General features: G+C 72.7%; 25 protein-coding genes and 1 riboswitch. Of the genes, 16 read left to right on the top strand and 9 right to left on the bottom strand.

Annotated elements, in window-relative coordinates:
- The first annotated feature begins 1 nt into the window (after position 1).
- The 3 genes from QF030_RS25925 to QF030_RS25935 are packed head-to-tail and all read left to right on the top strand — an operon-like array spanning position 2 to position 4,054.
- On the top strand, positions 2-1,150 hold the full coding sequence (locus QF030_RS25925) for a quaternary amine ABC transporter ATP-binding protein (RefSeq protein WP_373428917.1): 1,149 nt from the start codon (positions 2-4) through the stop codon (positions 1,148-1,150).
- On the top strand, positions 1,150-3,096 hold the full coding sequence (locus QF030_RS25930) for an ABC transporter permease (protein ID WP_307165011.1): 1,947 nt from the start codon (positions 1,150-1,152) through the stop codon (positions 3,094-3,096). Before QF030_RS25925 ends, QF030_RS25930 begins: the two co-directional genes overlap by 1 nt.
- Position 3,097: 1 nt before the next feature.
- A complete protein-coding gene (locus QF030_RS25935; protein WP_307165012.1) occupies positions 3,098-4,054 on the top strand; it encodes an ABC transporter substrate-binding protein in 957 nt (318 codons plus the stop codon).
- A gap of 66 nt (positions 4,055-4,120) precedes the next feature.
- Here the strand turns inward: QF030_RS25935 and QF030_RS25940 are convergent, their stop codons facing one another.
- From QF030_RS25940 to QF030_RS25950, 3 genes are read right to left on the bottom strand one after another with little or no spacing between them, the layout of a single operon-like run.
- Positions 4,121-4,840 (bottom strand): isocitrate lyase/PEP mutase family protein, encoded by a 720-nt coding sequence (locus QF030_RS25940; RefSeq protein ID WP_307167693.1) that lies wholly within the window; start codon positions 4,838-4,840, stop codon positions 4,121-4,123.
- Between the two features lie 14 nt (positions 4,841-4,854).
- The gene (locus QF030_RS25945; protein ID WP_307165013.1) at positions 4,855-5,298 is read right to left on the bottom strand and encodes a carboxymuconolactone decarboxylase family protein; all 444 of its coding nucleotides are present in this window, start codon (positions 5,296-5,298) and stop codon (positions 4,855-4,857) included.
- The gene (locus QF030_RS25950; protein ID WP_307165014.1) at positions 5,295-5,813 is read right to left on the bottom strand and encodes a carboxymuconolactone decarboxylase family protein; all 519 of its coding nucleotides are present in this window, start codon (positions 5,811-5,813) and stop codon (positions 5,295-5,297) included. Before QF030_RS25950 ends, QF030_RS25945 begins: the two co-directional genes overlap by 4 nt.
- Positions 5,814-5,860: 47 nt before the next feature.
- Here QF030_RS25950 and pdxR point away from each other — a divergent pair, with 47 nt between their 5' ends.
- The gene (pdxR, locus tag QF030_RS25955; protein ID WP_307165015.1) at positions 5,861-7,285 is read left to right on the top strand and encodes a MocR-like pyridoxine biosynthesis transcription factor PdxR; all 1,425 of its coding nucleotides are present in this window, start codon (positions 5,861-5,863) and stop codon (positions 7,283-7,285) included.
- 142 nt (positions 7,286-7,427) lie between these two features.
- Here pdxR and QF030_RS25960 read toward each other — a convergent pair whose 3' ends face one another.
- Positions 7,428-8,270: a DMT family transporter gene (locus QF030_RS25960; protein WP_307167694.1), complete on the bottom strand. Its 843-nt coding sequence runs from the start codon at positions 8,268-8,270 to the stop codon at positions 7,428-7,430.
- A 129-nt stretch (positions 8,271-8,399) separates the two neighbouring features.
- Between QF030_RS25960 and QF030_RS25965 the strand changes: the two genes are divergently transcribed.
- The 5 genes from QF030_RS25965 to QF030_RS25985 all read left to right on the top strand — a co-directional run bounded on the left by QF030_RS25965 (position 8,400) and on the right by QF030_RS25985 (position 13,720).
- The gene (locus tag QF030_RS25965) at positions 8,400-8,831 is read left to right on the top strand and encodes a hypothetical protein (RefSeq protein ID WP_307165016.1); all 432 of its coding nucleotides are present in this window, start codon (positions 8,400-8,402) and stop codon (positions 8,829-8,831) included.
- A 32-nt stretch (positions 8,832-8,863) separates the two neighbouring features.
- Positions 8,864-10,051 (top strand): glutathionylspermidine synthase family protein, encoded by a 1,188-nt coding sequence (locus QF030_RS25970; protein ID WP_307165017.1) that lies wholly within the window; start codon positions 8,864-8,866, stop codon positions 10,049-10,051.
- A 185-nt stretch (positions 10,052-10,236) separates the two neighbouring features.
- A riboswitch (ZMP/ZTP riboswitch) is annotated at positions 10,237-10,327 on the top strand.
- Between the two features lie 40 nt (positions 10,328-10,367).
- Positions 10,368-11,819 (top strand): glycine hydroxymethyltransferase, encoded by a 1,452-nt coding sequence (locus QF030_RS25975; protein ID WP_307165018.1) that lies wholly within the window; start codon positions 10,368-10,370, stop codon positions 11,817-11,819.
- A gap of 123 nt (positions 11,820-11,942) precedes the next feature.
- Entirely contained in the window at positions 11,943-12,956 is a 1,014-nt protein-coding gene (gene trpS / locus QF030_RS25980) for a tryptophan--tRNA ligase (protein ID WP_307165019.1), read from the top strand.
- Positions 12,957-13,141: 185 nt separating this feature from the next.
- Positions 13,142-13,720 (top strand): 2'-5' RNA ligase family protein, encoded by a 579-nt coding sequence (locus QF030_RS25985; protein WP_307165020.1) that lies wholly within the window; start codon positions 13,142-13,144, stop codon positions 13,718-13,720.
- A gap of 154 nt (positions 13,721-13,874) precedes the next feature.
- On the opposite strand, the gene QF030_RS25990 is transcribed toward QF030_RS25985, so the two are convergent.
- Entirely contained in the window at positions 13,875-14,684 is an 810-nt protein-coding gene (locus QF030_RS25990) for a decaprenylphospho-beta-D-erythro-pentofuranosid-2-ulose 2-reductase (protein ID WP_307165021.1), read from the bottom strand.
- Positions 14,681-16,054: an FAD-binding oxidoreductase gene (locus QF030_RS25995; RefSeq protein WP_307165022.1), complete on the bottom strand. Its 1,374-nt coding sequence runs from the start codon at positions 16,052-16,054 to the stop codon at positions 14,681-14,683. Before QF030_RS25995 ends, QF030_RS25990 begins: the two co-directional genes overlap by 4 nt.
- A gap of 132 nt (positions 16,055-16,186) precedes the next feature.
- Between QF030_RS25995 and QF030_RS26000 the strand changes: the two genes are divergently transcribed.
- From QF030_RS26000 to QF030_RS26010, 3 genes are all read left to right on the top strand, one after another.
- Entirely contained in the window at positions 16,187-16,696 is a 510-nt protein-coding gene (locus tag QF030_RS26000; protein ID WP_307165023.1) for a phosphatase PAP2 family protein, read from the top strand.
- Complete coding sequence (locus QF030_RS26005; protein ID WP_307165024.1) at positions 16,689-17,642, top strand: decaprenyl-phosphate phosphoribosyltransferase; 954 nt, start codon at positions 16,689-16,691, stop codon at positions 17,640-17,642. The genes QF030_RS26000 and QF030_RS26005 overlap by 8 nt, the downstream gene beginning before the upstream one ends.
- 139 nt (positions 17,643-17,781) lie before the next feature.
- Positions 17,782-18,699 (top strand): YihY/virulence factor BrkB family protein, encoded by a 918-nt coding sequence (locus QF030_RS26010; RefSeq protein WP_307165025.1) that lies wholly within the window; start codon positions 17,782-17,784, stop codon positions 18,697-18,699.
- On the opposite strand, the gene QF030_RS26015 is transcribed toward QF030_RS26010, so the two are convergent.
- Positions 18,653-20,005: a D-alanyl-D-alanine carboxypeptidase family protein gene (locus QF030_RS26015; RefSeq protein WP_373428807.1), complete on the bottom strand. Its 1,353-nt coding sequence runs from the start codon at positions 20,003-20,005 to the stop codon at positions 18,653-18,655. The genes QF030_RS26010 and QF030_RS26015 overlap by 47 nt on opposite strands.
- Before the next feature lie 91 nt (positions 20,006-20,096).
- Here QF030_RS26015 and QF030_RS26020 point away from each other — a divergent pair, with 91 nt between their 5' ends.
- The 4 genes from QF030_RS26020 to QF030_RS26035 all read left to right on the top strand — a co-directional run bounded on the left by QF030_RS26020 (position 20,097) and on the right by QF030_RS26035 (position 23,983).
- Entirely contained in the window at positions 20,097-20,336 is a 240-nt protein-coding gene (locus tag QF030_RS26020) for an SCO4848 family membrane protein (RefSeq protein WP_307165027.1), read from the top strand.
- Positions 20,337-20,338: 2 nt separating this feature from the next.
- Complete coding sequence (locus QF030_RS26025; RefSeq protein WP_307165028.1) at positions 20,339-21,688, top strand: metallophosphoesterase; 1,350 nt, start codon at positions 20,339-20,341, stop codon at positions 21,686-21,688.
- A gap of 206 nt (positions 21,689-21,894) precedes the next feature.
- Positions 21,895-23,433 carry an ABC transporter substrate-binding protein gene (locus tag QF030_RS26030; protein ID WP_307165029.1) on the top strand — a complete coding sequence of 513 codons (1,539 nt, stop codon included), beginning with the start codon at positions 21,895-21,897 and terminating at the stop codon, positions 23,431-23,433.
- A 121-nt stretch (positions 23,434-23,554) separates the two neighbouring features.
- Positions 23,555-23,983: an ATP-binding protein gene (locus QF030_RS26035; RefSeq protein ID WP_307165030.1), complete on the top strand. Its 429-nt coding sequence runs from the start codon at positions 23,555-23,557 to the stop codon at positions 23,981-23,983.
- 196 nt (positions 23,984-24,179) lie between these two features.
- On the opposite strand, the gene QF030_RS26040 is transcribed toward QF030_RS26035, so the two are convergent.
- Both QF030_RS26040 and QF030_RS26045 read right to left on the bottom strand, forming a co-directional pair.
- Positions 24,180-25,640: a sensor histidine kinase gene (locus tag QF030_RS26040; RefSeq protein ID WP_307165031.1), complete on the bottom strand. Its 1,461-nt coding sequence runs from the start codon at positions 25,638-25,640 to the stop codon at positions 24,180-24,182.
- Positions 25,637-26,326, bottom strand: a complete 690-nt coding sequence (locus QF030_RS26045; protein ID WP_307165032.1) for a response regulator transcription factor — start codon at positions 26,324-26,326, stop codon at positions 25,637-25,639. The genes QF030_RS26040 and QF030_RS26045 overlap by 4 nt, the downstream gene beginning before the upstream one ends.
- Positions 26,327-26,474 lie beyond the last annotated feature (148 nt).

Here is a 26,474-nt window from a genome sequence, read left to right on the forward strand (position 1 = left end):
CATGCCCGCCACCCGTAAGCCGCCCACCGCGGACACCGACGCCCCCGTCTTCTCGGTCGACGGCCTGTGGAAGGTCTTCGGCCCCAAGTCCGAACGCGTCCCGGGCGACCCGGAACTCGCCGCGCTCCCACCCGCCGAACTGCGCTCGCGCACCGGCTGCACGGCCGCCGTCCGGGACGTCTCCTTCGACGTGCGCAAGGGCGAGGTCTTCGTCGTCATGGGTCTGTCCGGCTCGGGCAAGTCCACCCTGGTGCGCTGTCTGACCCGGTTGATCGAGCCGACGGCCGGCACCATCGTCGTCGACGGCGAGGACGTCCGCGCGATGGACCGCACCAGGCTGCGTGAACTGCGCCGGCACCGCGCCGCGATGGTCTTCCAGCACTTCGGCCTCCTCCCGCACCGCACGGTCCTCGACAACGTGGCCTACGGCCTGGAGATCCAGGGCATGGGCCGGGCCGAACGGCGCACGCGCGCCCAGGAAGTCGTGGACAAGGTCGGCCTGGACGGCATGGAACAGCGCAGGCCCGCCCAGCTCTCCGGCGGCCAGCGGCAACGCGTGGGCCTGGCCCGTGCGTTGGCCGTCGACCCCGAGGTGCTCCTCTTCGACGAGCCGTTCAGCGCGCTCGACCCGCTCATCCGGCGCGACATGCAGGAGGAGGTCGTCCGGCTGCACCGCGAGGAGGGCCGCACGATGGTCTTCATCACCCACGACCTCAGCGAGGCGCTGAAGCTGGGCGACCGCATCGCCCTGATGCGCGACGGGCAGGTCGTGCAGCTGGGCACGCCCGAGGAGATCGTCGGCTCCCCGGCCGACGACTACGTCCGCGAGTTCGTCCGTGACGTGCCGCGCGAGCAGGTCCTGACGGTCCGTACGGCCATGCGGCCCGCCTCCCTGGAGGAGGCGGGCGGCGGCCCGGCCGTGTCCCCGCAGGCCACGGTCTCCCAGGCGATCGAGGCGGTCGCCCGGTCGGGCGGCCCGGTGCGGGTGATGGACTCGGGCCGGTGCCTCGGCGTCGTCGACCACGAGCGTCTGCTCGGCGTCGTGGCCGGAACAGGTTCCGCACCCGCGCCGTCCGCGCCGTCCGTCCCGTCAGGACGGGAGCCCGGATCCGTCGCGGTCGGAACGGAGCCCCGTAGGGAGGCGGTCTGATGGCCACGCTCACCACGACCGCCCCCCGGGTCGCCCTTCCGGGCGTCCTCAAACACCAGGCCGTCCGCAAGCTCGCGCTGCTCGCGCTAGCGGCCGCGATCCTCGTCCCGCTGGCCGACGCCCGGTGGTCCAGCGGCACCTGGCCGCACGCGCTCACCGTCGACCTGACCACACCGCTCACCGGCGCCAGCGACTGGATCGTCGACAACCGCGACAGCCACCCGCTCTTCCTCTACTTCTTCGGCTACCTCAGCAACGGCGTGGTCCTCTCGGTGCGCGCCGTGTACCTGGTCCTGCTCGGCGCGGGCTGGGCCGGGGTCACCGCGGCGGCCGCGCTGGTCGCCTGGCGGGTGGCCGGGGTGCGGCTCGCGCTCGGCACGGCGGCCGCGTTCGCGGCCTGCGGTCTGCTCGGCATGTGGGTGCCGACGATGCAGACGCTGGCCCTGATGATCGTCGCCGTCCTCGTGTCGGTCGTCGTGGGCGTGGTGCTCGGCCTGGCGGGCGGTCTCTCCGAACGCCTGGACCGCGGCCTGCGCCCGGTCCTCGACACGATGCAGGTACTGCCCGCCTTCGCGTATCTGCTCCCGGTCGTGCTCGTCTTCGGCATCGGCGTCCCGGCGGCCGTCCTGGCCACCGTCGTCTACGCCGCCCCGCCCATGGCCCGGCTCACCGCGCTCGGGCTGCGCGGCGCCGACAAGGAGGTCCTGGAGGCGGTGGAGTCGCTGGGCGCGACCGCCCGGCAACGCCTGCTGACCGCCCGGATCCCGCTGGCCCGCAAGGAACTCCTCCTCGGCCTCAACCAGACGATCATGATGGCGCTGTCGATGGCGGTCATCGCGTCGGTGATCGGCGCGGGCGGCCTCGGAGACCGCGTCTACCAGGCGCTGGCCTCGGTCGACGTGGGCGCGGCGCTCGCCGCCGGCATCCCGATCGTGCTGCTCGCGATCGTCCTGGACCGGGTCACGGCCGCCGCCGGGCACGCCGGCGACGGCGAACCGGGCCACGGCCGGGCCGCCTGGCTGTACGCCGCTGCCGCCGCCGTGGCCGTGGCGCTCGCCGGGCGCGTGGCGGGCCGGCTCGACTGGCCCGACTCCTGGACGGTGAGCATCGCCGCCCCGGTCAACGACGCCGTCGACTGGATGACCGACCACCTCTACTCCGGGGTGCCCGTGATCGGCGGCACCGCCGACTGGGCGGGGCACTTCACCACCTGGGTCCTCGACCCCCTCCGGGACGGCCTCCAGGTCCTGCCCTGGTGGGCGGTGCTGCTGCTGGTCGCCGCGATCGCCTGGCCGATCGGCACCTGGCGCACCGCGCTGACCGCCGTCCTCGCGCTGGCCGCGACCGGCGTGCTCGGCGTCTGGGAGCCGTCGCTCGACACCCTCTCCCAGGTGCTGGCCGCCGTCGCCGTCACGCTCGTCCTCGGCTTCGCGACCGGCATCGCCGCCGCCCGCAGCGACCGCGTCGAACGGCTGCTGCGCCCGGTCCTGGACGTGTTCCAGACGATGCCGCAGTTCGTGTACCTGATCCCGGTCGTCGCCCTGTTCGGCGTCGGCCGCGCCCCCGCGGTCGCGGCGGCCGTCGTCTACGCGCTGCCCGCCGTCGTCCGTATCACCACCCAGGGCCTGCGCCAGGTCGACCCGGCGGCGATGGAGTCCGCCCGGTCCCTCGGCGCGACCGGCGCGCAGCAACTGCGCCAGGTCCAGCTCCCGCTCGCGCGGCCCGCGCTGCTGCTCGCCGTGAACCAGGGCGTGGTCCTCGTCCTCGCCGTCGTCATCATCGGCGGTCTGGTCGGCGGTGGCGCGCTCGGCTACGACGCCGTGTTCGGGCTCGCCCAGGGCGACCTCGCGACCGGTCTGGTGGCCGGCGCCGCGATCGTCTGCCTCGGCCTGATGCTCGACCGGGTGACCCAGCCGGCCGACCGCCGTGTGAAGAAGGGAGCGTGACATGCGACTTCGTACCACTGCCCTGACCGCCGGGGCGTCGGCGCTCCTGCTGCTCACCGGCTGCGGCGCCGCCGACATGACCAAGCAGGCCTCGCCCTTCGCCAACGCGCAGGGTGCCAGGACGGTCACCCTGTCCGTCCAGTCCTGGGTGGGTGCGCAGGCCAACGTGGCCGTCGCCCAGTATCTGCTGGAGCACGAGCTCGGCTACCGCGTCGACACCGTGCAGGTCGACGAGGTGCCCGCCTGGGACGCGCTCAGCCAGGGCCGGGTCGACGCGATCCTGGAGGACTGGGGCCACCCCGACCAGGAAGCGCGCTACGTCGACGACAAGAAGACGATCGCGCACGGCGGCGACCTCGGCGTCACCGGACACATCGGCTGGTTCGTCCCGACGTACTTCGCCAAGGAGCACCCGGACGTCACGGACTGGAAGAACCTGAACAAGTACGCGTCGCAGTTCCGCACCGCCGAGAGCGGCGGCAAGGGCCAGCTCATGGACGGCTCCCCGTCCTACGTCACCAACGACAAGGCGCTGGTGCAGAACCTGAAGCTCGACTACCAGGTCGTCTTCGCCGGTTCCGAGGCCGCCCAGATCACCCAGATGCGGCAGTTCGCCAAGGAGAAGAAGCCCTTCCTCACCTACTGGTACGCCCCGCAGTGGCTCTTCGAGAAGGTCCCGATGACCGAGGTGAAGCTGCCCGCCTACAAGGACGGCTGCGACGCGGAGCCGGACAAGGTCGCCTGCGGCTACCCGCACACCCCGCTCCAGAAGTACCTCAACGCCGACTTCTCGAAGGACGGCGGCAAGGCGGCCGCCTTCCTGAAGAGGTTCAAGTGGACGACGGAGGACCAGAACGAGGTGTCCCTGATGATCGCCGACCAGAAGCTCACCCCGGAGGCGGCCGCGAAGAAGTGGGTGGACAGCCACGCGTCGACCTGGAAGGCGTGGCTGTCCTGACCCTCACGGCCTCGACCCCAGCACCGGGCGCGGCCGCGGGCGCCGCACCGGCCGCCGTACCGGCCGCTAGATCAGCTCCGCGCTGATCTCCCGGAGGGCGGCCGCCGCCCGCCGCTGGAGGCCCGGTCCGAACGTGACGCGGGTGGCCCCGAGTTCGCCGAGTCCGGCGGGCGAGGGGCCCTCGCCGTCCACCCGGCCGCCCACGTTGAGCGGCCCCTGGATGCCCGACCGCAGCAACGGCAGGACGGCCGTGGGGGCGCCGATCGGGTAGACGCAGTCGGCGCCCGCGGCGACGTACGCCGCCGCCCGCTCGATGGCACCTGCGGGATCGCCGTCGCCGTGCGCGAAGGTGTCGATGCGCGCGTTGACGAAGAGCCGGTCGCCCGCCGCCCGCCGCACCTCGGCCAGCCACTCGGCGTGCTCGCGCGGGTCCTTGAGGACGCCGTCGACCGAGTCCTCCAGGTTGCAGCCGACGGCGCCCGTCTCCAGCAGCCGCTCCACCAGCTCCTTCGGCGGCAGCCCGTATCCGCCTTCGACGTCCGCCGACACCGGCACGTCCACCGCCCGCACGATCCGGGCGACCGCCGCGAACATCTCGTCGGCCGGGGTCAGCCCGTCCGCGTACCCGAGCGAGGCGGCGACGCCCGCGCTGGGCGTCGCGAGCGCCGGGAACCCGGCGTCGGCGAACACCCGGGCGCTGGCCGCGTCCCAGGGGCCGGGCAGCACGAGCGGGTCGCCCGGCAGCCGGCCGTGGTGCAGCCGTCGGAAGTCGTCCACCTTGCTCATGACGTCCACCTCGCTCATGGTGTGTACCCCCCGGTCGGGATGCGGCGGGCGACCATCACCCGGTTCCAGCTGTTGATGGCGGTGATCAGCGCGACGAGATGCGCGAGCCGCGCGGCGTCGAAGTGCCGGGCGGCCCGCTCGTACACCTCGTCGGGCACGAAGCCTTCCGTCAGCACGGTCACCGCCTCCGTCAGCGCGAGCGCGGCCCGCTCCCGCTCGTCGTAGACGTCCCCCGCCTCCTCCCACGCGCTCAGCAGATCGAGCTGCTTCCCGCTCACCCCGTGCTCGCGGGCGATCGTGAGGTGCATGTCGAGGCAGAACGCGCAGTGGTTGAGCTGCGAGGCGCGGATCACCACGAGCTCGGCGAGCGCGGGGTCGCCCAGACCCCGCTTGGCGGCCGCGCTGAGCGAGGACATGGCCCGGCCGACCTCGCGGTCGAGGAGGTTCGTCCGGCTCACGCGTGCTGCCCGGGCCGGTAGTGGCCCGGCACCAGCCGGCAGGTCACGCCGAACCGGTTCCACGCGTTGATCACCGTGATCGCGGCGATCAGCTGCGCCAGCTCGGCCTCCTCGAAGTGCTCGGCCGCCCGCTCGTAGACCTCGTCGGGCACGAACCCGTCCGTGAGCACGGTCACCGCCTCGGTCAGGGCCAGCGCCGCGAGCTCCTTCTCGGTGTAGAAGTGCGCCGACTCCTCCCACGCGCTGAGCTGGATGATCCGCTCGACGCTCTCGCCCGCCGCCAGCGCGTCCTTGCTGTGCATGTCGACGCAGAGCGCACAGCGGTTGATCTGCGAGGCGCGGACCTTCACCAGCTCGGCCAGCTTCGGGTCGAGGCCCTTCCGGGCGGCGGCGTCGAGCCGGAGCATCGCCTTGAGGACGTCGGGCGCGTGCGCGGCCCAGTCCAGCCGGGGGGCGCGCTCGGGGGCGTGGCGGACTTGTTCATCGGGGCTCGTGGGGTGTGCGTGCGTCGTCATGCCCTCGACCCTAGGAGCGGGGCAGCCCAGGAGTATGGTCCATTTCCATGGCGAGATCCTGGGCCACTTTCGGCGTCGACCTGCATCTGGAGCCGACCGGACCGCACCTGCGCCGGGGCCTGACGGACGCCCTGCGCGAGGCCGTCCGCAGTGGGCGTCTGCCCTCCGGGACCAGGCTGCCCTCCTCGCGCTCGCTCGCCGTCGACCTCGGTGTCGCCCGCAACACGGTGGCCGACGCCTACGCCGACCTCGTCGCCGAGGGCTGGCTCACCGCCCGCCAGGGCTCGGGCACACGGGTGGCCGAGGGGAGGACCGTCCCGCCCACGGGCGCGGCGCGCCCTCGCCCCGAGCGCCGCCGGCCCGGCTACGACCTGCGCCCCGGCACCCCCGACCTCGGGTCCTTCCCGCGCGCGGAGTGGCTCAGGGCGGCCCGCCGCGCCCTCACCGCGGCCCCCTCCGACGCCCTCGGCTACGGCGATCCCCGCGGCCGGGTCGAGCTGCGCACCGCCCTCGCCGGCTACCTCGCCCGCGCCCGCGGCGTACGCGTCGACCCCGAACACGTCGTGATCTGCGCCGGGTTCGCGCACGGCCTGAGGCTGCTCAGCACCGTCCTGCGGGATCGCGGGGTGCGCACGATCGCCGTCGACTCGTACGGCCTGGACGAGCACTGGAAGCTGCTCGCGGCGGCGGGCCTTTCCATGACCCCGCTACCGGTCGACGAACGCGGCACCGACACCCGCCTGTTGGAGGGCGCCGGCGCGGTCCTGCTCACCCCCGCCCATCAGTTCCCGATGGGCGTACCCCTGCACCACGACCGGCGGGCGGCCGTCGTCGACTGGGCGCGGCGGACCGGCGCGCTGGTCCTGGAGGACGACTACGACGGCGAGTTCCGCTACGACCGCCAGCCCGTCGGCGCCCTCCAGGGACTGGCCCCCGACCACGTGGTGTACCTGGGCACCGCGAGCAAGTCGCTGGCTCCCGGCCTGCGCCTGGGCTGGACGGCGCTGCCGCCCGACCTCGCGGACGAGGTCGTGGCGGCCAAGGGCGGGGTGGACACCTCGGGGGTCCTGGACCAGTTGACGCTGGCGGAGTTCCTCACGTCGGGCGCGTACGACCGCCATGTGCGGGCGGCCCGCACCCGCTACCGCCGACGCCGCGACGCGCTGGTCGCCGCCCTCACCGCGCACGCCCCCGCGATCCGCGTCACCGGCATCGCGGCGGGCCTGCACGCCGTCCTGCGGCTCCCGCCCGGCACGGAGGAGGCGGCGGTACGGGCGGCCGCCTACCAGGGCCTGGCGGTGAACGGCCTCACCCCCCGTCACCGCCACCCCGACGCGGTCACCGAGCCCCTCGACGCGCTGGTCGTCGGCTACGGGACCCCGCCGGACCACGCCTGGTCCGGCGCGCTGGACGCGTTGTGCGCGGCGCTTCCTTCCGGCGAGAACGGCTCCGGGATCCCCTTTCCCGGATAGGCATCCCGGAGGCAGCCGCGACAGCCGCGACAGCCGCCGACAGCCGCCCCCTGACGAACGGCGATGTGCGGGTCCTCGACGGAGGTGAGGCCCGCCCCTGTGGGCGGGACCGCACCACGGCGCCGACCGCCCTACCGGCGGCTCAGGCGCCTGCCCGCTCCGCCGCCGGTGCCGCGGCGGGCGCCTCCCCGAACCGGGCCAGTGCCAGCGCCCCCGCCACCGCCACCGCGAAGCCGAGCACCACCAGCCAGCCGAGCCCCTCCCGGGTACGGTCGCCCAGCCACACCACGCCCACCAGCGCCGGCCCGATCGTCTCCCCGATCACTATCCCGGCCGTGGCCGTCGTCACCGAGCCCCGCTGGAGAGCCGAGGTCAGCAGCAGGAACGCGGCACCGCCCCCGAGCAGCAGCGCGTACACCGCCGGATCGGTGAGCAGCTCCGACGGGGCGAGCGAGTCGATCAGCCGCACCGCCACCTCCACCACCCCGAACCCGCATCCGGCCCCGAGGCCCAGCACCAGCGCCCGTCCGCGCCCGGTCAGCCGCCTTCCGGCGAGTCCCAGCAGCAGCACCCCGCCCGCCGCGCCGAGCATCACCCACGGCAGCGCCGGCGGGCCGCTCTCCTCGCCCTCGGTCCCCGCCGCCAGACCCAGCATCGCCAGCCCCGCGCACACCACGGCCACCGCCGCCCACTCGGTCCGGCTCAGCCGTACCCGCAGCAGCCGCGCCGCGACCACCGCCGTCACGGCCAGGCTCGACGCGAGGGCCGCGCCGACGGCGTAGATCGGCACCGACCGCAGCGCGGCGATCTGGAACAGGAACCCCAGCCCGTCCAGACCGAGTCCCGCCAGGTACCGCCACTCCCGCACCGCCCGGAGCAGCAGCGCCGCGTCCCCGCCGGTCCCGTCGGCAGCCGCCCGCGCCGCCATCGCCTGCCACACCGTCGCCGTACCGAAGCAGACCGCCGCGCCGAGGGCGCACACCATTCCGAAGAGCACGAAAGGACTGTAGGCGAACGGCTCGTGGGCGGGCCGCCTTCGGCCGCCCCCGGCACGGTGTCTAGGCTGACGGCCGGAAATCGTCGTAGCGGCGATGCGACAACGGGGAGACGGAACATGGCGGACGCGCGGCGGAGACTTCGTTCGGGGACGGTCGTACTGGGCGGCATGGGAGTGCTCGCGGCGGCCCTGTCCGCCTGCTCCTCCGACCCCGACAAGCGGTGCGTCGACCGCGACAGCTACAACCTCACCAAGGGCTACAAGGTCGTCGCCGACAAGAACTGCACGTCCACCGGGTCCGGCAAGGTCGGCAAGTCCGCCACGGTCTCCACCGACGCCGCCTGGTACTACGGCGGCGACAAGAAGGGCTCCTGGGTCGACGGCGGCTCCTTCACCAAGCCGGGCAAGGGGTCCGGCGGCTCGACCGGCTCGACCGGCTCGAGCAGCACCAGTGGGGGCGGCAGCGGCGGCAGCGGAGTGGACCGGAACGGGTTCGGCAGCGGCAGCGACAGCGGCAGCGGTGTCGGCAAGGGCAGCTCCGGCGGCTGAGCGCCCGAGCGGCTGAACAGGACACCGGCACCGTGCGACGTCACAGCATCGAACCCCGCCCCGACTGGCAGCGGACCGTCGAGGAACAGGGTCTCGTCTACCCCCTCACCCGCCACCCCGACGGCCGCCTGCGTCCCTACTGGGACGAGAGCGCGTACTACGTGTTCACTCTCGACGAGGTCGAGGCGCTGGAGGAGACCGTCGAGGAACTGCACACCATGTGCCTGGCGGCGGCCGCCCACCTCGTCGAGTCCGACCGCCTCGCCGACCTCGGGATCACCGACCCGCGGATCGCGGCGGCGGTCGTCGAGGCCTGGCACCGGCGCGCCGAACTCCCGTCCGTGTACGGCCGTTTCGACCTCCGCTACGACGGCACCGGCCCGGCGAAGCTCCTGGAGTACAACGCCGACACGCCCACCTCGCTCGTGGAGGCGGCCTCCCCCCAGTGGTTCTGGATGGAGGAACGATTCCCGGGCGCCGACCAGTGGAACTCCCTCCACGAGCGCCTCACCGCCGCCTGGAAGAAGCAGGCCCCCCTGCTCCCGCCCGGCAGCCCGCTCTACTTCGCGCACTCCTCGGAGGACGAGCTGGGCGAGGACCTCATGACGGTCGCCTATCTCAAGGAGACCGCCGAGCAGGCCGGCCTCGACACCGACTGGATCTCCATGGAGGAGATCGGCTGGGACCCGCTGTCCGGCCGCTTCGTCGACCGGCAACTCCGCTTCATCCGCAGCTGCTTCAAGCTCTATCCCTGGGAGTGGCTGACCACCGACCGCTTCGCCGGTCATGTCCTCGACACCCTCGACAACGGCGGCGGAACCGGCACGACCCTGTGGATCGAGCCGGCGTGGAAGATGCTCCTCAGCAACAAGGCGCTGCTGGCCGTCCTGTGGGAGCTGTACCCCGGGCACCCCAACCTCCTCCCCGCCTACCTGGACGGCCCCCGCGAACTGGCGGCCACCACCGGCTACGTGGCCAAGCCGCTGCTGGGCCGCGAGGGCGCCGGCGTCACCGTGCACGCCCCGGGCGGCGATCCCGCACCGCGCACCGGCGAAGCCTGCTGCTACCAGCAGTTGGCGCCGCTCCCCGCGTTCGACGGCAACCATGTCGTCCTCGGCGCGTGGATGGTGGAGGACGAGTCGGCCGGCCTCGGCATCCGCGAGTCCTCCGGCCTGATCACGGACGAGTACGCCCGCTTCCTGCCCCACGTGATCCTCTAGACCCCGAGTCTCCTCGGCCCCCCCGCGAGTCCCAATGAACCCTTGGACCCCCGACCCCCCCGAACCCCCGCCCCCCGGATCCACCGGCCGCTCCGGGGCAGGTGGAGGCGTGGTCCGGTGCGGGTCCGACGTCGCTCGCATGATGGACGCCGGGCCTTGGGAATCGGGGGAGGCCGGTAGGCTGGCGAGCGGGCCGTGACTGGCGCGCTGGGATGGGACGGACCATCGGGGAGCGGCCTGTGAGCGACAAGAGTGCCGTGCGCCTGGGCCAGACCGAGAACCGTGACCGCACGCCACGCCCCCGGAGGCCGACGACATGTCCGAGCAGCAGTCCCTCTCCACCGAGTCCACCGCCTTCCGCGCCGCACTGGACGTGATCCGCGCCGTCGAGCCGCGCGTCGCCGACGCCATCGGCCAGGAGGTCCACGACCAGCGCGAGATGCTCAAGCTGATCGCCTCGGAGAACTACGCCTCCCCGGCCACGCTCCTCGCGATGGGCAACTGGTTCAGCGACAAGTACGCCGAGGGCACCGTCGGCCGCCGTTTCTACGCCGGCTGCCGCAACGTCGACACCGTCGAGTCGCTGGCCGCCGAGCACGCCCGCGAGCTCTTCGGCGCCCGCCACGCCTACGTCCAGCCGCACTCCGGCATCGACGCCAACCTCGTCGCCTTCTGGTCCGTCCTCGCCGACCGTGTGGAGGCCCCGGCCCTCGCGAAAGCGGGCGTCCGCCAGGTCAACGACCTCTCCGAGGCCGACTGGGCCGAGCTGCGCCATGCCTTCGGCAACCAGCGCATGCTCGGCATGTCCCTGGACGCCGGCGGCCACCTCACCCACGGCTTCCGCCCGAACATCTCCGGCAAGATGTTCGACCAGCGCTCCTACGGCACCGACCCGGCCACCGGCCTGATCGACTACGAGGCCCTGCGCGCCACCGCCCGCGACTTCAAGCCGCTGATCCTCGTCGCGGGCTACTCCGCGTACCCCCGTCTGGTGAACTTCCGGATCATGCGCGAGATCGCCGACGAGGTCGGCGCGACCCTCATGGTCGACATGGCGCACTTCGCCGGCCTGGTCGCGGGCAAGGTCCTGACCGGCGACTTCGACCCGGTCCCGCACGCCCAGATCGTGACGACCACCACCCACAAGTCCCTGCGCGGCCCCCGCGGCGGCATGGTCCTGTGCGACGACTCCCTCAAGGACCAGGTCGACCGCGGCTGCCCGATGGTTCTCGGCGGTCCGCTCCCGCACGTCATGGCCGCCAAGGCCGTCGCCCTGGCGGAGGCCCGGCAGCCGTCCTTCCAGGACTACGCCCAGCGCATCGTCGACAACTCGCGCGCCCTCGCCGAGGGCCTGATGCGGCGCGGCGCGACCCTGGTCACCGGCGGCACGGACAACCACCTGAACCTGATCGACGTCGCCTCCTCCTACGGCCTCACCGGCCGCCAGGCCGAGGCGGCCCTGCTCGACTCGGGCATCGTCACCAACCGCAACGCCATCCCCGCCGACCCGAACGGCGCCTGGTACACCTCCGGCATCCGCATCGGCACGCCGGCGCTGACGACGAGGGGCCTCGGGACGGCCGAGATGGACGAGGTGGCGGGCCTGATCGACCGGGTCCTGACCACGACCGAGTCGGGCACGACCAAGTCCGGCGCCCCGTCCAAGGCCTCCCACGTGCTCGACGCGAAGGTGGCGGAAGAGATCGCCCAGCGGGCGACGGACCTGGTCGCGGGCTTCCCGCTGTACCCCGAGATCAACCTCGGGTGAATCTGCTCGGGGGCGCGGGGCCGCATTCATGTGCGGCTCCGCCACGGGGCGCGGCCGACCACGACGGCGGCGCGGTTCCCCGGGCACCGAAACCACTCCCACACCTCTGAGACAATAAGTCGCATGGCCTCAGACCGACCCCGCGTGCTCTCCGGAATCCAGCCCACCGCAGGCTCGTTCCACCTCGGCAACTACCTCGGCGCCGTCCGCCAGTGGGTGGCGCTCCAGGAGACCCACGACGCGTTCTACATGGTCGTCGACCTGCACGCGATCACGGTGCCGCAGGACCCGAAGGAGCTCAGCGCTAACACCCGGCTGGCCGCCGCCCAGCTCCTCGCGGCCGGTCTCGACCCGGACCGCTGCACGCTCTTCGTCCAGAGCCACGTCCCCGAGCACGCCCAGCTCGCCTGGGTCATGAACTGCCTCACCGGCTTCGGCGAGGCGAGCCGGATGACCCAGTTCAAGGACAAGTCGGCCAGGCAGGGCGCCGACCGCGCCTCGGTGGGCCTGTTCACGTACCCGGTCCTCCAGGTCGCGGACATCCTGCTGTACCAGGCCGACGAGGTCCCGGTCGGTGAGGACCAGCGCCAGCACATCGAGCTGACCCGCGACCTCGCCGAGCGCTTCAACGGCCGCTTCGGCGAGACCTTCACGATCCCGAAGCCGCACATCCTGAAGGAGACGGGGAAGATCTACGACCTCCAGGACCCGTCGATCAAGATGAGCAAGTCGGCGTCCACGCCGAAGGGCCTCATCAACCTGCTCGACGACCCGAAGGCGACCGCGAAGAAGGTCAGGAGCGCGGTCACCGACACCGACACGGTCGTCCGCTACGACACCGAGAACAAGCCGGGCGTCAGCAACCTGCTCGGCATCTACTCGACGCTGACCGGCACGGGCATCGCCGAGCTGGAGCAGCGGTACGAGGGCAAGCTCTACGGCGCGCTCAAGACGGACCTCGCCGAGGTCGTCGTCGACTTCGTGACGCCGTTCCGGGACCGCACCCAGCAGTACCTGGACGACCCCGAGACGCTCGACTCGATCCTGGCCAAGGGCGCGGAGAAGGCCCGTGCCGTCGCCGCGGAGACGCTGTCCCAGACGTACGAGCGCGTGGGATTCCTGCCCGCGAAGCACTGAGCGGCGCTCCGCAGCACTCGGGGCGCACCGCACTCCTGTTCCTCAGGGCAGAGCGCTGCACATCACTTTCCCCGCGCCTGCCCAGAGCACAGCTGTGGCCGTACAGTCGATAGCCGTACGACTGAGTACGAACCCGGCAACACACCCCGACATGACGACATGACGACATGACGACAGGAGAAGACGTGGGGACCGTAACGATCGGCGTGTCGATCGCGGTCCCGGAGCCTCACGGCAGCCTGCTCCAGGAGCGGCGCCTGGGCTTCGGCGACGCCGCGGCTCACGGCATCCCCACGCACGTCACGCTGTTGCCGCCGACGGAGGTCGCGGCCGGCGCGCTGCCGGCCGTCGAAGCGCACCTCACCCAGGTCGCCGCGGCCGGGCGGCCCTTCCCGATGAGGCTGTCCGGCACCGGCACCTTCCGGCCCATGTCGCCGGTGGTCTACGTGCGGGTCGTCCAGGGCGCCGAGACCTGCGCCTGGCTCCAGCAGCGGATCCGGTCCGGCTCCGGGCCGCTGACGCGGGAGCTCCAGTTCCCCTACCACCCGCACGTCACCGTGGCGCACGGCATCGACGACGCGGCGATGGACCGGGCCTTCGACGAGCTCGCCCACTACGACGCCGAGTGGTCCTGCACCGGATTCGCCCTCGCCGAGCAGGGTGCCGACGGCGTCTGGCGCAAACTGCGCGACTACGCCTTCGGGGGCGCGGTCGTACCCCCGCAGGCGGCCCACGTCGACCGCGGCTCGCTGCCGACGCGCTAGGCCCCGTCCGCGAAGTCCCGCCCGGCTCGCGACGCCAGGCACACCCGCTCGCCGCGTTGTCGGGATCGCCCACGCGCATCCGGTACGAGGCCGGCCCTCCGCCTTGCGATCGGGCGCACCGGACGCCGCGAGCTCTGCCCCCGGTCAGACGGCGCTACTTCGCGGACACGACCCGGGCCGCGTCGACCGGCCGGTCCGGTCGGCGCACCTGTTCCGGCAGTCTGCGGAACAGTCCGCGGGGCGCGTGGCGCAGGGCCGACATCACCACGCGCAGCACGCCCGGCACCCACACGGTTTCCGAGCGGCGCCGCAGCCCCAGCTCGACGGCCGTCGCGACCGCCTCCGGGGTGGTCGCCAGCGGTGCCTCCGGCAGCCCCGCCGTCATCTTCGTCCGGACGAACCCGGGGCGTACGACCATGACGTGCACGCCCGTGCCGTGCAGCGCGTCGCCCAGCCCCTGGGCGAAGGCGTCGAGGCCCGCCTTGCTGGAGCCGTAGATGAAGTTCGAGCGGCGGGCCCGCTCGCCGGCGACGGAGGAGAGGACGACCAGGGAGCCGTGGCCCTGGGCCTGGAGGGCCCGCGCGGCGACCAGCCCCGACGACACCGCCCCCGTGTAGTTGGTCTGCGCGACGCGCACCGCGGCCGCCGGGTCCCGCTCGTCGTTCGCCTGGTCGCCGAGGACGCCGAAGGCGAGCAGCACCGTGTCGACGTCGCCCTCGGCGAAGACCTTGCCGAGGACGCTCTCGTGGGATCCCGGGTCGAGCGCGTCGAAGGGGACGGTGTGGACGTCGGCCCCCAGCGTGCGCAGTGCGGCGGCTGCCGACTCCAGGGCGGGCGACGGGCGCCCGGCCAGCCACACCGTGCGGGTGCGGCGGGCGATCAGACGGCGCGCGGTGGCCAGCGCGATCTGGGACGTGCCGCCGAGGACGAGCAGGGACTGGGGGAGGCCGAAGGCGTCCTTCATCGTGACTCCTGGAAGTTGAGCCGGCGGGCGAGGTCCGACACGAACACCCCGCGCGGGTCCAGCTCCGCGCGCAGCGCGCGGAAGTCGTCGAGGCGCGGGTACATCGCGGTGAGCAGGTCCGGGCGCAGCCGGGAGTCCTTGGCGAGGTAGACGCGGCCGCCCGCGCCGGCCACCTCCTCGTCCAGTTCGTCCAGGAAGGCGCCGAGGCCGGGCAGTCCGGCAGGGATGTCCAGCGCGAGGGTCCAGCCCGGGCGGGGGAAGGAGAGCCAGCCGGGGTCGGCGTCCCCGAACCGTTTGAGGACGGCCAGGAAGGACGGGCAGCGGCGGGCGGAGATCCGCCCCACGATCCGGCGCAGCGTGTCCTCCTGGCCGTATCCGACGACGAACTGGTACTGCACGAAGCCGTCGCGGCCGTAGACGCGGTTCCAGTGCGGCACGCCGTCGAGGGGGTGGAAGAAGGCGGCCAGGCTCTGGAGTTCGCCGGTACGCGCGCGGGGCGCTCTGCGGTACCAGAGCTCGTTGAACAGTCCGACGGTCGTGCGGGTGAGCAGGCCGCTCGGCAGGAACGCGGGAGCGGCCGGGAGCCGGGACGGACGGAACGCGAGCGGGGCCCTGCGCGCGCGGGCGGGCAGGGCGTCCAGGGGCGCGTGCTCGCCACGGGTGAGGACGGCGCGTCCGGTGGCCGCCCCGCGCGCGAGGAGGTCGATCCACGCGACCGAGTAGCGGTAGCGGTGGTCGCCGGCCGTGAGCCGGGCCATCAGGTCGTCGAGGTCGGCGGCCCGCTCGGTGTCGACCGACATCAGGGACGTCCCGACCGGCTGGAGCCGGATCCTGGCCGTCAGGACGACGCCGGTCAGGCCCATGCCGCCGGTGGTCGCGTCGAAGAGGTCGGTGCCCTGGCCCACCGTGCGGATCGTGCCGTCCGCCGTGAGCAGTTCGAAGGACAGCACATGCCGGGCGAAGGAGCCGGACACGTGGTGGTTCTTGCCGTGGATGTCGGCGCCGATCGCGCCTCCCACGGTCACGTACCGGGTGCCGGGGGTCACCGGCACGAACCAGCCGAGCGGCAGCAGGACCTCCATGAGCCGGTGCAGCGAGACCCCCGCGTCGCACAGGACGCTCCCGTCGTCGGCGTCGATGACGTGGATCCGGTCCAGGCCGGTCAGGTCGATCACCGACCCGCCCGCGTTCTGCGCCGCGTCCCCGTACGCCCGTCCCAGACCCCTGGGGATTCCTCCGCGGGGCCCGCAGTCCCGGACCGCCGCCACGGCCTCCGCGTAGTTCCGTGGGCGGATCACCCGCGCGGCGGACGGAGCGGTGCGGCCCCATCCCGTGACGGGGACGGGCTCGGTGGTGGTCTCGGCAGGCATGGTGGTGACCGTATCGCCTCTATATGGGCGATTTATTTTGAAACATGCATTACTCCCCGAAATGGGTGATTAATGGGATGTCGCTCAATATTGCCGGAGTTCCGAGGGTGCGGGCGTGAACAGTCAGTCCCCATGGACGAACTGGACGACCTGGACCATCGGATCCTCTCGGCGCTCCACGCCCGGGGCGCGGACCCACGCGTCGCCCGCGTCGCGCGCGCCCTCTCCTGGGCGGGCGAGCACGGCGCCCTGTGGCTCGCCGGGGGCATCGTGGGAGCAGCCGTCGACGGCGCTCGGCGCGGCGCCTGGCTGCGCGCCACCGCGCTCACCGCGGGCGCGCACGCCGCCAGCATCGGAGTGAAACGCGTCGTCCGACGGCCGCGCCCCGCCCACGTCGAACACCTCGTACGCACCGCGGGACGGCACTCCTTCCCCAGTTCGCACGCGACCTCCGCCGCGGCCGCGGCCGTCGCCTACGGCGCACTCGGGGTCCATGCCGCCGCGCCGCTCGCCGCCGCGATGTGCCTCTCCCGCCTGGTCGCCGGCGTCCACCACCCCTCCGACGTGGCGGCGGGCGCGGCCCTGGGGGCGGTCACCGCGCGGTGGGGGGCGCGCTGGATGAGGGAGGGCCACCATGGCTGAGGCACTGCTCCACCAACAGCGCACGCACCGCCCGCCGGCTCCCCGGCCTCCGAGCCGCCGCCCCGGCACGCTCGTCGGCGGCCTCCTGCGGACCACCCGCCCCAAACAGTGGGTGAAGAACGTCCTGGTCGTCGCCGCCCCCGCCGCGGCCGGCCGGCTCTTCTCGGCGCACGCGGTCACCCGACTCGCCCTCGTCTTCGCGCTGTTCACCGCCTGCGCCGCCGCCGTCTACCTGATCAACGACGCCCGGGACGCCGAGGCCGACCGTGCCCACCCCACCAAACGGCACCGCCCGATCGCCGCCGGGCAGGTCCCGGTGCCCGTCGCGTACGGCGTCGCGGGCGCCCTCGCGGTCCTCACGCCGGCCGTCGCGGCCTGGCTGACGAACCCCGCCGTCGCGGTGCTCCTCACCGCCTACCTGGGCATGCAACTGGCGTACTGCGTCAGCCTGAAGCACGTCCTGGTCGTCGACCTCGTCGTCGTCACGACCGGCTTCCTGATGCGGGCCATGGCGGGCGGACTCGCCCTGGGGATCCCGCTCTCCCGCTGGTTCCTGATCACCACCGGGTTCGGGGCGCTGTTCATGGTCGCGGCCAAGCGCTACTCCGAGGCCGTCCAGCTGGCCGGCACGGCGGGCGCCACGCGCGTGCTGCTCACCGAGTACACCACCGGCTACCTGCGCTTCGTCTGGCAACTGGCGGCCGGGGTCGCCGTCCTCGGCTACTGCCTGTGGGCCCTGGAGGAGGGCGGCGTCCCGCACACGAGCGTGCTGCCCTGGCGTCAGCTTTCCGTGGTCGCCTTCATCCTGGGAGTCCTGCGGTACGCCGTCTTCGCCGACCGGGGCACCGCGGGCGAGCCCGAGGAGGTCGTCCTGGGCGACCGCGCCCTCGCCCTGATCGCCCTGGCCTGGCTGGCCATGTACGCACTGGCGGTGGCCGACTGGTGAGCCACGCGCGCGTGCCGCGACCGGGGGGCACCGCACCGGCCACCGATCCGCGTTCCCGGGGTACCCGAACCAGGGTGTTCCGCGGGATCCGCATCGGCGATATCCGCGTCGTTCCTCCGGACGGGGGCAGAGTCGGCTCATGGACTGGCTGAAGAAGCTCCCCGGCATCGGGCCGTGGGTCGCGCGCCTCATGGCCACGCACGCGTGGCGGTCGTACGAGCGACTGGACCGGGTGAAGTGGACGCGGCTGGCCGCCGCCATGACCTTCGTCAGTTTCGTCGCGCTCTTCCCGCTGCTGACCGTGGCCGCCGCCATCGGCGCCGCCACGCTGAGCGAGTCCCAGCAGCAGGAACTCCAGGACAAGATCGCCGACCAGGTCCCCGGCATCTCCGACCAGCTGGACATCAACGGACTGGTCGAGAACGCGGGCGCCATCGGCCTCATCGCCGGTGCGCTGCTGCTGCTCACCGGCATCGGCTGGGTCGGCCAGATGCGGGACTGCCTGCGCGCCGTCTGGGAGCGGCCCGACGACGACGAGAACCCCGTTCTGCGCAAGGCCAAGGACACCGGCGTGCTCCTCGGCTTCGGCGGCGCCCTCCTGCTCACCCTCGCCATCTCCACCGTCGCCTCGGCGCTGGTCGGCTGGATCACCGACCAGTCCGGCATCGACGAGGAGGGCTGGGGCACCGTCCTGCTGCGCGTCGCCGCGTTCTCCGTCGCCGTCCTGGCCGACTTCCTGCTCCTGCTGTACGTCCTCACGCTGCTGCCCGGCGTCGAACCCCCGCGCCGCCGTCTCGTCGTCGCCGCGCTCATCGGCGCCATCGGCTTCGAGCTCCTGAAGCTGCTGCTGAGCGGCTACATGCAGGGCGTGGCCGCCAAGAGCATGTACGGCGCGTTCGGCGTGCCCATCGCCCTGCTGCTGTGGATCAACTTCACCTCGAAGCTGGTCCTGTACTGCGCGGCCTGGACGGCGACGGGCAGCGTCCCCGACGGCCCCCGCGACATCGACGTCAGCGACGACGTCGTACCAGGTCCGGCAGCGGCCAGCGGCGGTTGACGAGGTACCCGCCGCCCGCGAGCAGCACCAGCAGACCGCCGGTGATCGCCAGCGCGATCCACATGCCGCCCGAGCCGTCCTCGGTCACCGCGCCCGCCACCGGCTTCGCCGACACGTTCCCGGCGCCACCGGCCTGCCCGGCGGCCTCGGAGGAGGACGGGTTGGCGCCGGGCTGCGCGTCGGCCTGCGTGGTGCCCTTCGGCGCGACCAGCTCACCGACCGGCTTTACCTTGCCGGCCGCCTGGAAGCCCCAGTCCAGCAGCGCGGCGGTCTCCTTGTAGACCTCGTTGTGGTCGGTCTTCTCCGGATGCATGACCGTGACCAGCAGCACCTTGCCGTTGCGCTCGGCCACGCCGGTGAAGGTGGCGCCCGCGTTGGTGGTGTTGCCGTTCTTCACGCCCGCGATGCCCGGGTACTGGGAGATGTCGTAGTCGCCGCTCAGCAGCCGGTTGGTGTTCTGGATCTCGAAGGTCCCGCGGGTCGTCTTGCCCTTCTTGTTCTTCGTCGTCTCGCCGGGGAACTTGGCCGTGACGGTCGAGCAGTACTCCCGGAAGTCCTGCTTCTGGAGTCCCGAACGGGCGAACAGCGTCAGGTCGTACGCGGAGGAGACCTGGCCGGAGGCGTCGTAACCGTCCGGGGAGACGACGTTCGTGTCGAGGGCCTGGAGCTCCTCGGCGTGCTCGTTCATGTCCTTCACGGTCTCGGCGATCCCGCCGTTCATCTGCGACAGGACGTGCACGGCGTCGTTGCCGGAGCGCAGGAAGACGCCGAGCCACAGGTCGTGGACCGTATACGTCTCGCCCTCCTTTATGCCGACCAGGCTGGAGCCGGCCCCCATGCCGGCCAGGTCCTTCGCCTCGACCTTGTGGACGGTGCTCTTGGGGAACCTCGGCAGCACGGTGTCGGCGAAGAGCATCTTCATCGTGCTCGCCGGGGGCAGCCGCCAGTGCGCGTTGTGCGAGGCGAGCACGTCCCCCGACTCGGCGTCGGCGACGATCCACGACCGCGCGGTGAGGTCCTTCGGCAGCACCGGCGCGCCGCCCGCGATCGCCACCTGCGTTCCGGCCTGCCCGAGCCGCGCGCCGCCCACGGACGACATGCCCGCCGGGGGAGTGACCGACGGCGACGCGGACGCGGCCGGCGATCCGGAGGGCGAGGCCGACGCCGACGGCGACCCGGACGCGGCCGGGGAGGGCGACGGGCTCGGCGCCGCGAGCGAGACGGGCGCGGTGAGCGCGAGGGACGCGAGGGTCGCGGAGGTGACCAGCAGGAATCGCCTGACGGTCTGCATCATGGGTGCGGGCACGACGGAGAACGTACCTGGCACACGACGGGATGTCCCGTCATCCACCCCACCCCGGTCACGGAACCGGACAACCGCCGGTGATACTGAACCCATGAAGCTCAGCCGCCCCGTCTCCTGGTTCCTGCTCGCCTTCGGGGTGTGGAGCTGGGTCATCTGGATCACTTTCGTCAAGAACCTGGTCAAGGACAGCAGCGGACTCGCGTTCGACGACGGCGATCCCACGGCGTACTTCTGGGTGCACCTGACGCTCGCAATCGTCTCCTTCGTATGGGGGACGGCCGTCGGGCTCATCGGGTTGCGCGGCCTGCGCGCACTGCGGCAGGCGTCATAACCGTGGTGATCGTCTTCGCGCTGCTCGCCCTGACCGTGCTGGTCGCGGCCAACTGGTACCTGTGGCGAAGGCTGTTCCGCGACACCACCCGCGGCCCCGGCCGGGCGCGCCGCGGCGGGGCGGTGCTGATCGCGGGCGGCTGGGGGCTGGCGATCGGCGCCCTGGTCGCCGAACGCGCCGGCGCCCCCTTCTGGCTCCAGCGCGTCCTGGCCTGGCCGGGCTTCCTGTGGCTGGCCCTGTCGGTCTATCTGCTCCTCGGCGTGATCGTGGGCGAGGCCGTACGGCCGCTGCTGCGCCGCTTCCTGGAGAGGCGGTCGCCCGCGCGGACCTCCGCGGCACGGCCCGAGCCGAAGCCGGTCCCGATCGGAGGGCCGGCCGCCGAGACACCGGAGGCCGAACGGCCGGAACGCGCCGAGCCGACCCCCGAGGACCCGGCGGCCGAGGGGCCGGAGTCCGGAAAGTCGGCGCCCGGGGGTCCGGCGCCCGAGCGCCCGGAGCCCGAGAGTCCGGCGCAGTCCCCTTCGGGCCCTTCCCGTCGGCTCTTCGTGTCCCGGGTGGTGGGCGGCGCGGCCGCCGCGGCCGCCGTCGGGACGGTCGGCTACGGCACCTACGGCGTGCTGCGCGGCCCCCGGGTCAAGCGGGTGACGGTGCCGCTGGCCAAGCTCCCGCGCGGCGCCCACGGTTACCGGATCGCGGTCGTCAGCGACATCCATCTGGGCCCGGTCCTCGGCCGGGGCTTCGCGCAGCGGGTCGTCGACACGATCAACGCGACACAGCCCGACCTGATCGCGGTCGTCGGCGACCTGGTCGACGGCAGCGTGAAGGACCTGGGCCCGGCGGCGGCCCCGCTCGCCCGGCTGAAGGCCCGGCAGGGCAGCTTCTTCGTCACCGGCAACCACGAGTACTTCTCCGGCGCCGAACAGTGGGTCGAGGAGGTGCGGCGGCTCGGCCTGAACCCGCTGGAGAACGCCCGTACGGAGCTGCCCTGGTTCGACCTGGCCGGCGTCAACGACATCGCGGGCGAGAGCGAGGGCCAGGGGCCCGACTTCGCCGGCGCGCTCGGCGACCGGGACACCACGCGCGCGTGCGTGCTCCTCGCCCACCAGCCCGTCCAGATCCACGACGCCGTACGGCACGGCGTCGACCTCCAGCTCTCCGGCCACACGCACGGCGGTCAGCTGTGGCCCGGCAACTTCTTCGCGGCCGCCGCGAACCCGACGGTGGCGGGACTGGAACGCTACGGCGACACCCAGCTGTACGTGTCGCGCGGCGCGGGCGCCTGGGGTCCGCCCACCCGGGTCGGAGCACCCTCCGACATCACCGTCGTCGAACTGGCCTCGACGCACGCCTGACGGCCGGTCAACTCTGTGCAGAGGCTGTGAAACCCGGCAGAAACACGGCGTCGGTAAGTTCTTTCCCATCTCGCCCGAATCTTCTTCCCCCTGGCGAAACACGTGTGATTAGGTGAGCCCGCCGCCAAGGGGAGCGGCACTTTTTCTGTGGACTGGGCCCTTCTGGCGGCCTGGGGAGGCAGGGCATCACCATGCGATCTGTTCGCATGCGGATCCTCCTGACGCTGCTGGTTCTCGCGGTCGTCGGAGTGGGTGGCTGGCAGTTGCTGCCGTCGCAGGACAGCGGTGGTGAGACCATCACGGTCGGCACCACGGACACCATCACCTCGCTCGACCCGGCCGGCGCCTACGACGCCGGATCCTGGGCGCTGTTCAGCAACGTCTTCCAGTCGTTGCTGACCTACGAGCCGGGCGGCGTCTCACCCGTGCCGGACGCGGCGAAGAGCTGTTCCTTCGCCGCGGGCAGTCTCCTCACGTACACCTGTGAGCTGCGTGACGACCTCACGTTCGCCGGCGGCTCCCAGGTGACCGCGGAGGACGTGAAGTACTCCTTCGACCGGGTCAAGAAGATCAACTCGGATGTGGGCCCGGCGTCCTTGTTCTCCACCCTGAAGTCGGTGGACGCCGAGGGCCTGAAGGTGACCTTCCACCTGTCGTCGCCGGACGCCACCTTCCCGTTCAAGGTGGCCACCGGAGCCGGCTCGATCGTCGACCGCACCCGCTACCCGGCGGACGGGCTGCGCGTCGGCAGCAGTGTCGACGGCACCGGCCCGTACCGGCTGACCGGGTACACGAAGGGCAAGAAGGTCCTGCTGTCGCCCAACTCCCACTACGAGGGCGCCGTGTCGACCGGTGCCCCCGTCGAGCTGCGCTACTACTCCGACCCCGAGGCCCTCGAGAAGGCCTGGAAGGCCAAGCAGATCAAGGCCGCCACCCGTCAGCTGCCGCCCTCGGTCCTGGCCGCCCTCGACACCAGCGACCCCGAGCAGCGCGTCTACGAGGCCGACGGCTCCGAGACCCGCAACCTGTACTTCGACACCCGCTCCGGCTCACCGCTGCACGACTCGGACGTCCGCAAAGCGATGGCCTGGCTGATCGACCGCGAACAGCTGGCGGCGAGCGTGTACGACGGGACCGTCGAGCCGCTGTACTCGCTCATCCCGACCGGCATCACCGGCCACACCACCTCCTTCTTCGACAACTACCCGGACCGCGACGCCGCGAAGGCGCGCAAGCTCCTGAAGTCGGCCGGTGTCAGCATCCCGGTGAAGTTCACCTACGGCTACGGCCTGGGCAGCGGCGCCGCGGCGGCCGAGGCCGCGGAGGTCAAGCGGCAACTGGAGGCGAGCGGTCTGTTCACGGTGGACGTCAAGGGCTACGAGTGGACCGACTTCCAGAAGCGGTGGGCCACCGGCAAGCTCGACGCGTACGCGGTCGGCTGGGTCGCCGACTATCCCGACCCGGACACCTTCGCGGGTCCGCTCGTCGGGACCGACTCCACCATGAACACCGGCTTCAGCAACAAGGCCGTCGACAAGTACGTCGCCGGAAGCAGGCAGTTCGCCGACCGCAGCCGGGCCGCCGGTGACTTCCGCGAACTCCAGCAGGTCATCGCCGAGGAGGTGCCGGTCGTCCCGCTGTGGCAGCGCAAGGAGTACATCGTCACCAGCGCGGACATCGGCGGCGGTCAGTTCCTGGCGGACGGCAACGGTGTGTTCCGTCTCTGGAAACTCGACTGGATCTGAGCCGGCTCCCCGACCGGCTCGCACACTTGATCCCGTGAGCCGGGCATGCGCCCCCGTCACACCGGGCAGGCACCCGGAGCGGCGCCATGTGCCGGAGGTGTGTACGGGATGAGGAGCAGACGTGCTGAGACGCAACTCCTTCCGGCTGCCCCGGCACCCGGCGTCCGTCGGTCTCGCCAGGCGCCGGGTGCGGGACCATCTCGCGGACTGGGGCCACGGCCCCGACGACCCGGCGCTGGCCGACGCCGTCCTCGTCGTGTCCGAGCTGGCCACCAATGTCGTACGCCACGGACGCTCCCCGGACTCTTCGAGCCCGGACCCCCGGAGCGAGCGCGAGTTCGAGGTGGCCGTCACCGCACTCGGTGACGGCTCCTGCCTCATAGAGGTCTCCGACGAGGGCCGGCTCGATCCCCGGCTGCGGCCGGTCGGGGAGTCGGAGGAGCACGGCCGGGGCCTGCACCTGGTGGAGCACCTCGCCGCCGCGTGGGGCGTGTGGAACAGGGGCCGGCACGGCAAGACGGTATGGGCCCTGGTCACGGCCCCCGCCTAGACCCGGCCCCACCCGACGGCACCCGCCCGACACCACCCGCCCGGCGGCCTCGCCCGGAGGTGCCTGCGCGGCGGCCCCCAGGGGCCCCTGGGCGGCACCCGCCCGGCGGCCTCGCCCCGGTGGTGCCTGCCCGGTGGTGACCGCCCGACGGCACCGCCCGGCGGTATCCCACGGACGGCATTCGCCCGGGGTGCTTTCAGGTGTCGGCCTTCGGGCGGGTCGGCAGCGTCACCGTGACGGTCAGGCCCTCGCCCGGTGCCGTCCGCACGCTCACCTCGCCCCCGTGTGCCCGCACGACCCCCTGCACGATCGCCAGGCCGAGGCCGCTGCCCGCGCCGCCCCCGGCCCGGAAGAACCGGTCGAAGACCCGTGCCGCGTCCTCCGGTCCCAGCCCCGGCCCCTTGTCCTCGACCGACAGCCGAACGACCCCGTCCACCCGCTGCACCCCGAGCCGCACCGGCACCTCGGCCGACGTGTGCGTGCGCACGTTGGCCACCAGGTTGCCCAGCACCTGACGCAGTCCCGACTCGTCGGCCCGCACCAGCACGGCCCCGTCGGCCTCGACCGTGACCGGCCGCCCGGGCTGCTGCGCGCGCAGGTCCTGCGCCGAGTCCCGCACCAGACGGCTCACGTCGACGCCCCGCAGCCGAAGTTCGGGCCGCTGGTCGAGACGGGCCAGCGTGAGCAGCTCGTCGACGAGCCGGCCCATCCGGTCCACCTCGCCGTTCATCCGGTCCCAGGCCCGCCGGCGCTCCTCCTGCTCGACCAGCATCCCCTGGTCGTACAGCTGGAGGTAGCCGCGGATCGCGGAGAGCGGGGTGCGCAGTTCGTGCGAGGCGTCGGCCACGAAGCGGCGCAGCTGGGCCGCGCTGTGCTCGCGCGTGCGGTACGCCGTCTCCACCTGGTGGAGCATGGAGTTCAGGGCGAGCCGCAGCTGCTCGACCTCCTGGGTGGGGTGGTGGCTGGAGGGCACGCGCCGGGTCAGGTCCCCCTCGGCGATCGCCGACGACGTCTCCACCATGTCCTCCAGCGGCCGCATCCGCCGCCGCACGCTGAACAGGGTCAGACAGGCCAGCAGCACCAGCAGCAGCGTGCCGACGGCGAGGTCGAGCTTCAGGGCCTTCGCTATGCCCTTGTGGAGGGCTTCGGTGGAGGTGGCCAGCAGGATGTAGGTGCCGTCGGGCAGCCGGGTCGCGGTCGCGCGGTACGTGTCGCCGTGCACGGTGACGTCGTGCGGCTCGGTGTCGGTGGTGAGGGCGAGCGGGTCCGGCACCGCGTCCGCGAGGCCGCGCTGGGCGTCGGTGGGCCGGACGCCGAAGACGGCCAGGGCCGTGCCCCGGCCGTCGACGGCGGTGAAGATCGAGTCCGGTGCCGGCCGGGTGTCCGTGCCCTGCGTGTCCGTGCTCTGCGGCAGGAGGCGGTCGCTGACGACGCTCAGCACGGACAGCGAGTCGATCTGGCGCAGGGTCAGCTGTGAACTGCCCAGCGAGTCACGCATCTTGGTCAGTTCGGCGTCCACCTGGTCGAGGAGATAGTGCCGCATCCCCATCAGACTGACGGCGGTCGCGACGACGATGCCGAACGCGAGCAGCCCCACGTTCGCCGCAGTCAGCTTGGCGCGCAGCGAGTGGATGCCGGGCCGGTGGATCCGCCTCACGCCAGCCCGTATCCGACGCCCCGCCGGGTGGTGATCACCGGCGGTCCCAGGACGTCCAGTTTGCGCCGCAGATAGCTGATGTAGGTCTCGACGACCGTCGACTCCGGCGGAGTGTGCTCGTACTGCCAGACGTGGCGCAGCAGTTGTTCCTTGGGCACGATCCGCCCGCCGTTGCGGACCAGGAACCGCAGCAGCGCGTACTCGGTGGGGGTCAGCTCGACCGAGCGGCCCGCGCGGCGCGCGCTGTAGGTCGTCTCGTCGAGCTCCAGATCGCCGTAGCGCAGCGGCGGCCGCTGCGGAAGGACGTCGGCCGGCCGGGTACGGCGCAGCACGGCGGTGAGGCGGGCGACGACCACGTCGATGTCGAACGGCTTGGTGATGTAGTCGTCGCCGAAGCCGAGGGCGCCGACGATCTCGGTCGGCGCGTCCCGCGCGGTGAGGAACACCAGCGCCAGGCCGGGCCTGCGCGAGCGCAGTTCACGGCCCAGCGCCCGGCCGTCGCCGTCCGGCAGCATCACGTCGAGCAGGGCCACGTCCGGCCGGGTGCGGTCGGCGAGGGCGAGGGCCTCGCGGACGGTGCCCGCGACCATGACCTCGAAGCGGTGGTAGCGCAGGGCGATGGCGAGGACGTCCGCGATGCTCGGTTCGTCCTCCACGACCAGCACGGTGCCGGAAGCCGTCGTCATGCCCCCAGTATCGGCGGACCCGCCCACGATCGGGCCGGTTCGCGCTTTGGAGTTCCTTGAGAGTCATGGTCGTCACATGTCCATGCGTGCGCGCGCCGCCGATCCTGTTGCCCAGGACCCGGGGGACCGACCGACGATCTGCAGAAGG

Source organism: Streptomyces rishiriensis, from assembly GCF_030815485.1.
GTDB lineage: Bacteria > Actinomycetota > Actinomycetes > Streptomycetales > Streptomycetaceae > Streptomyces > Streptomyces rishiriensis_A.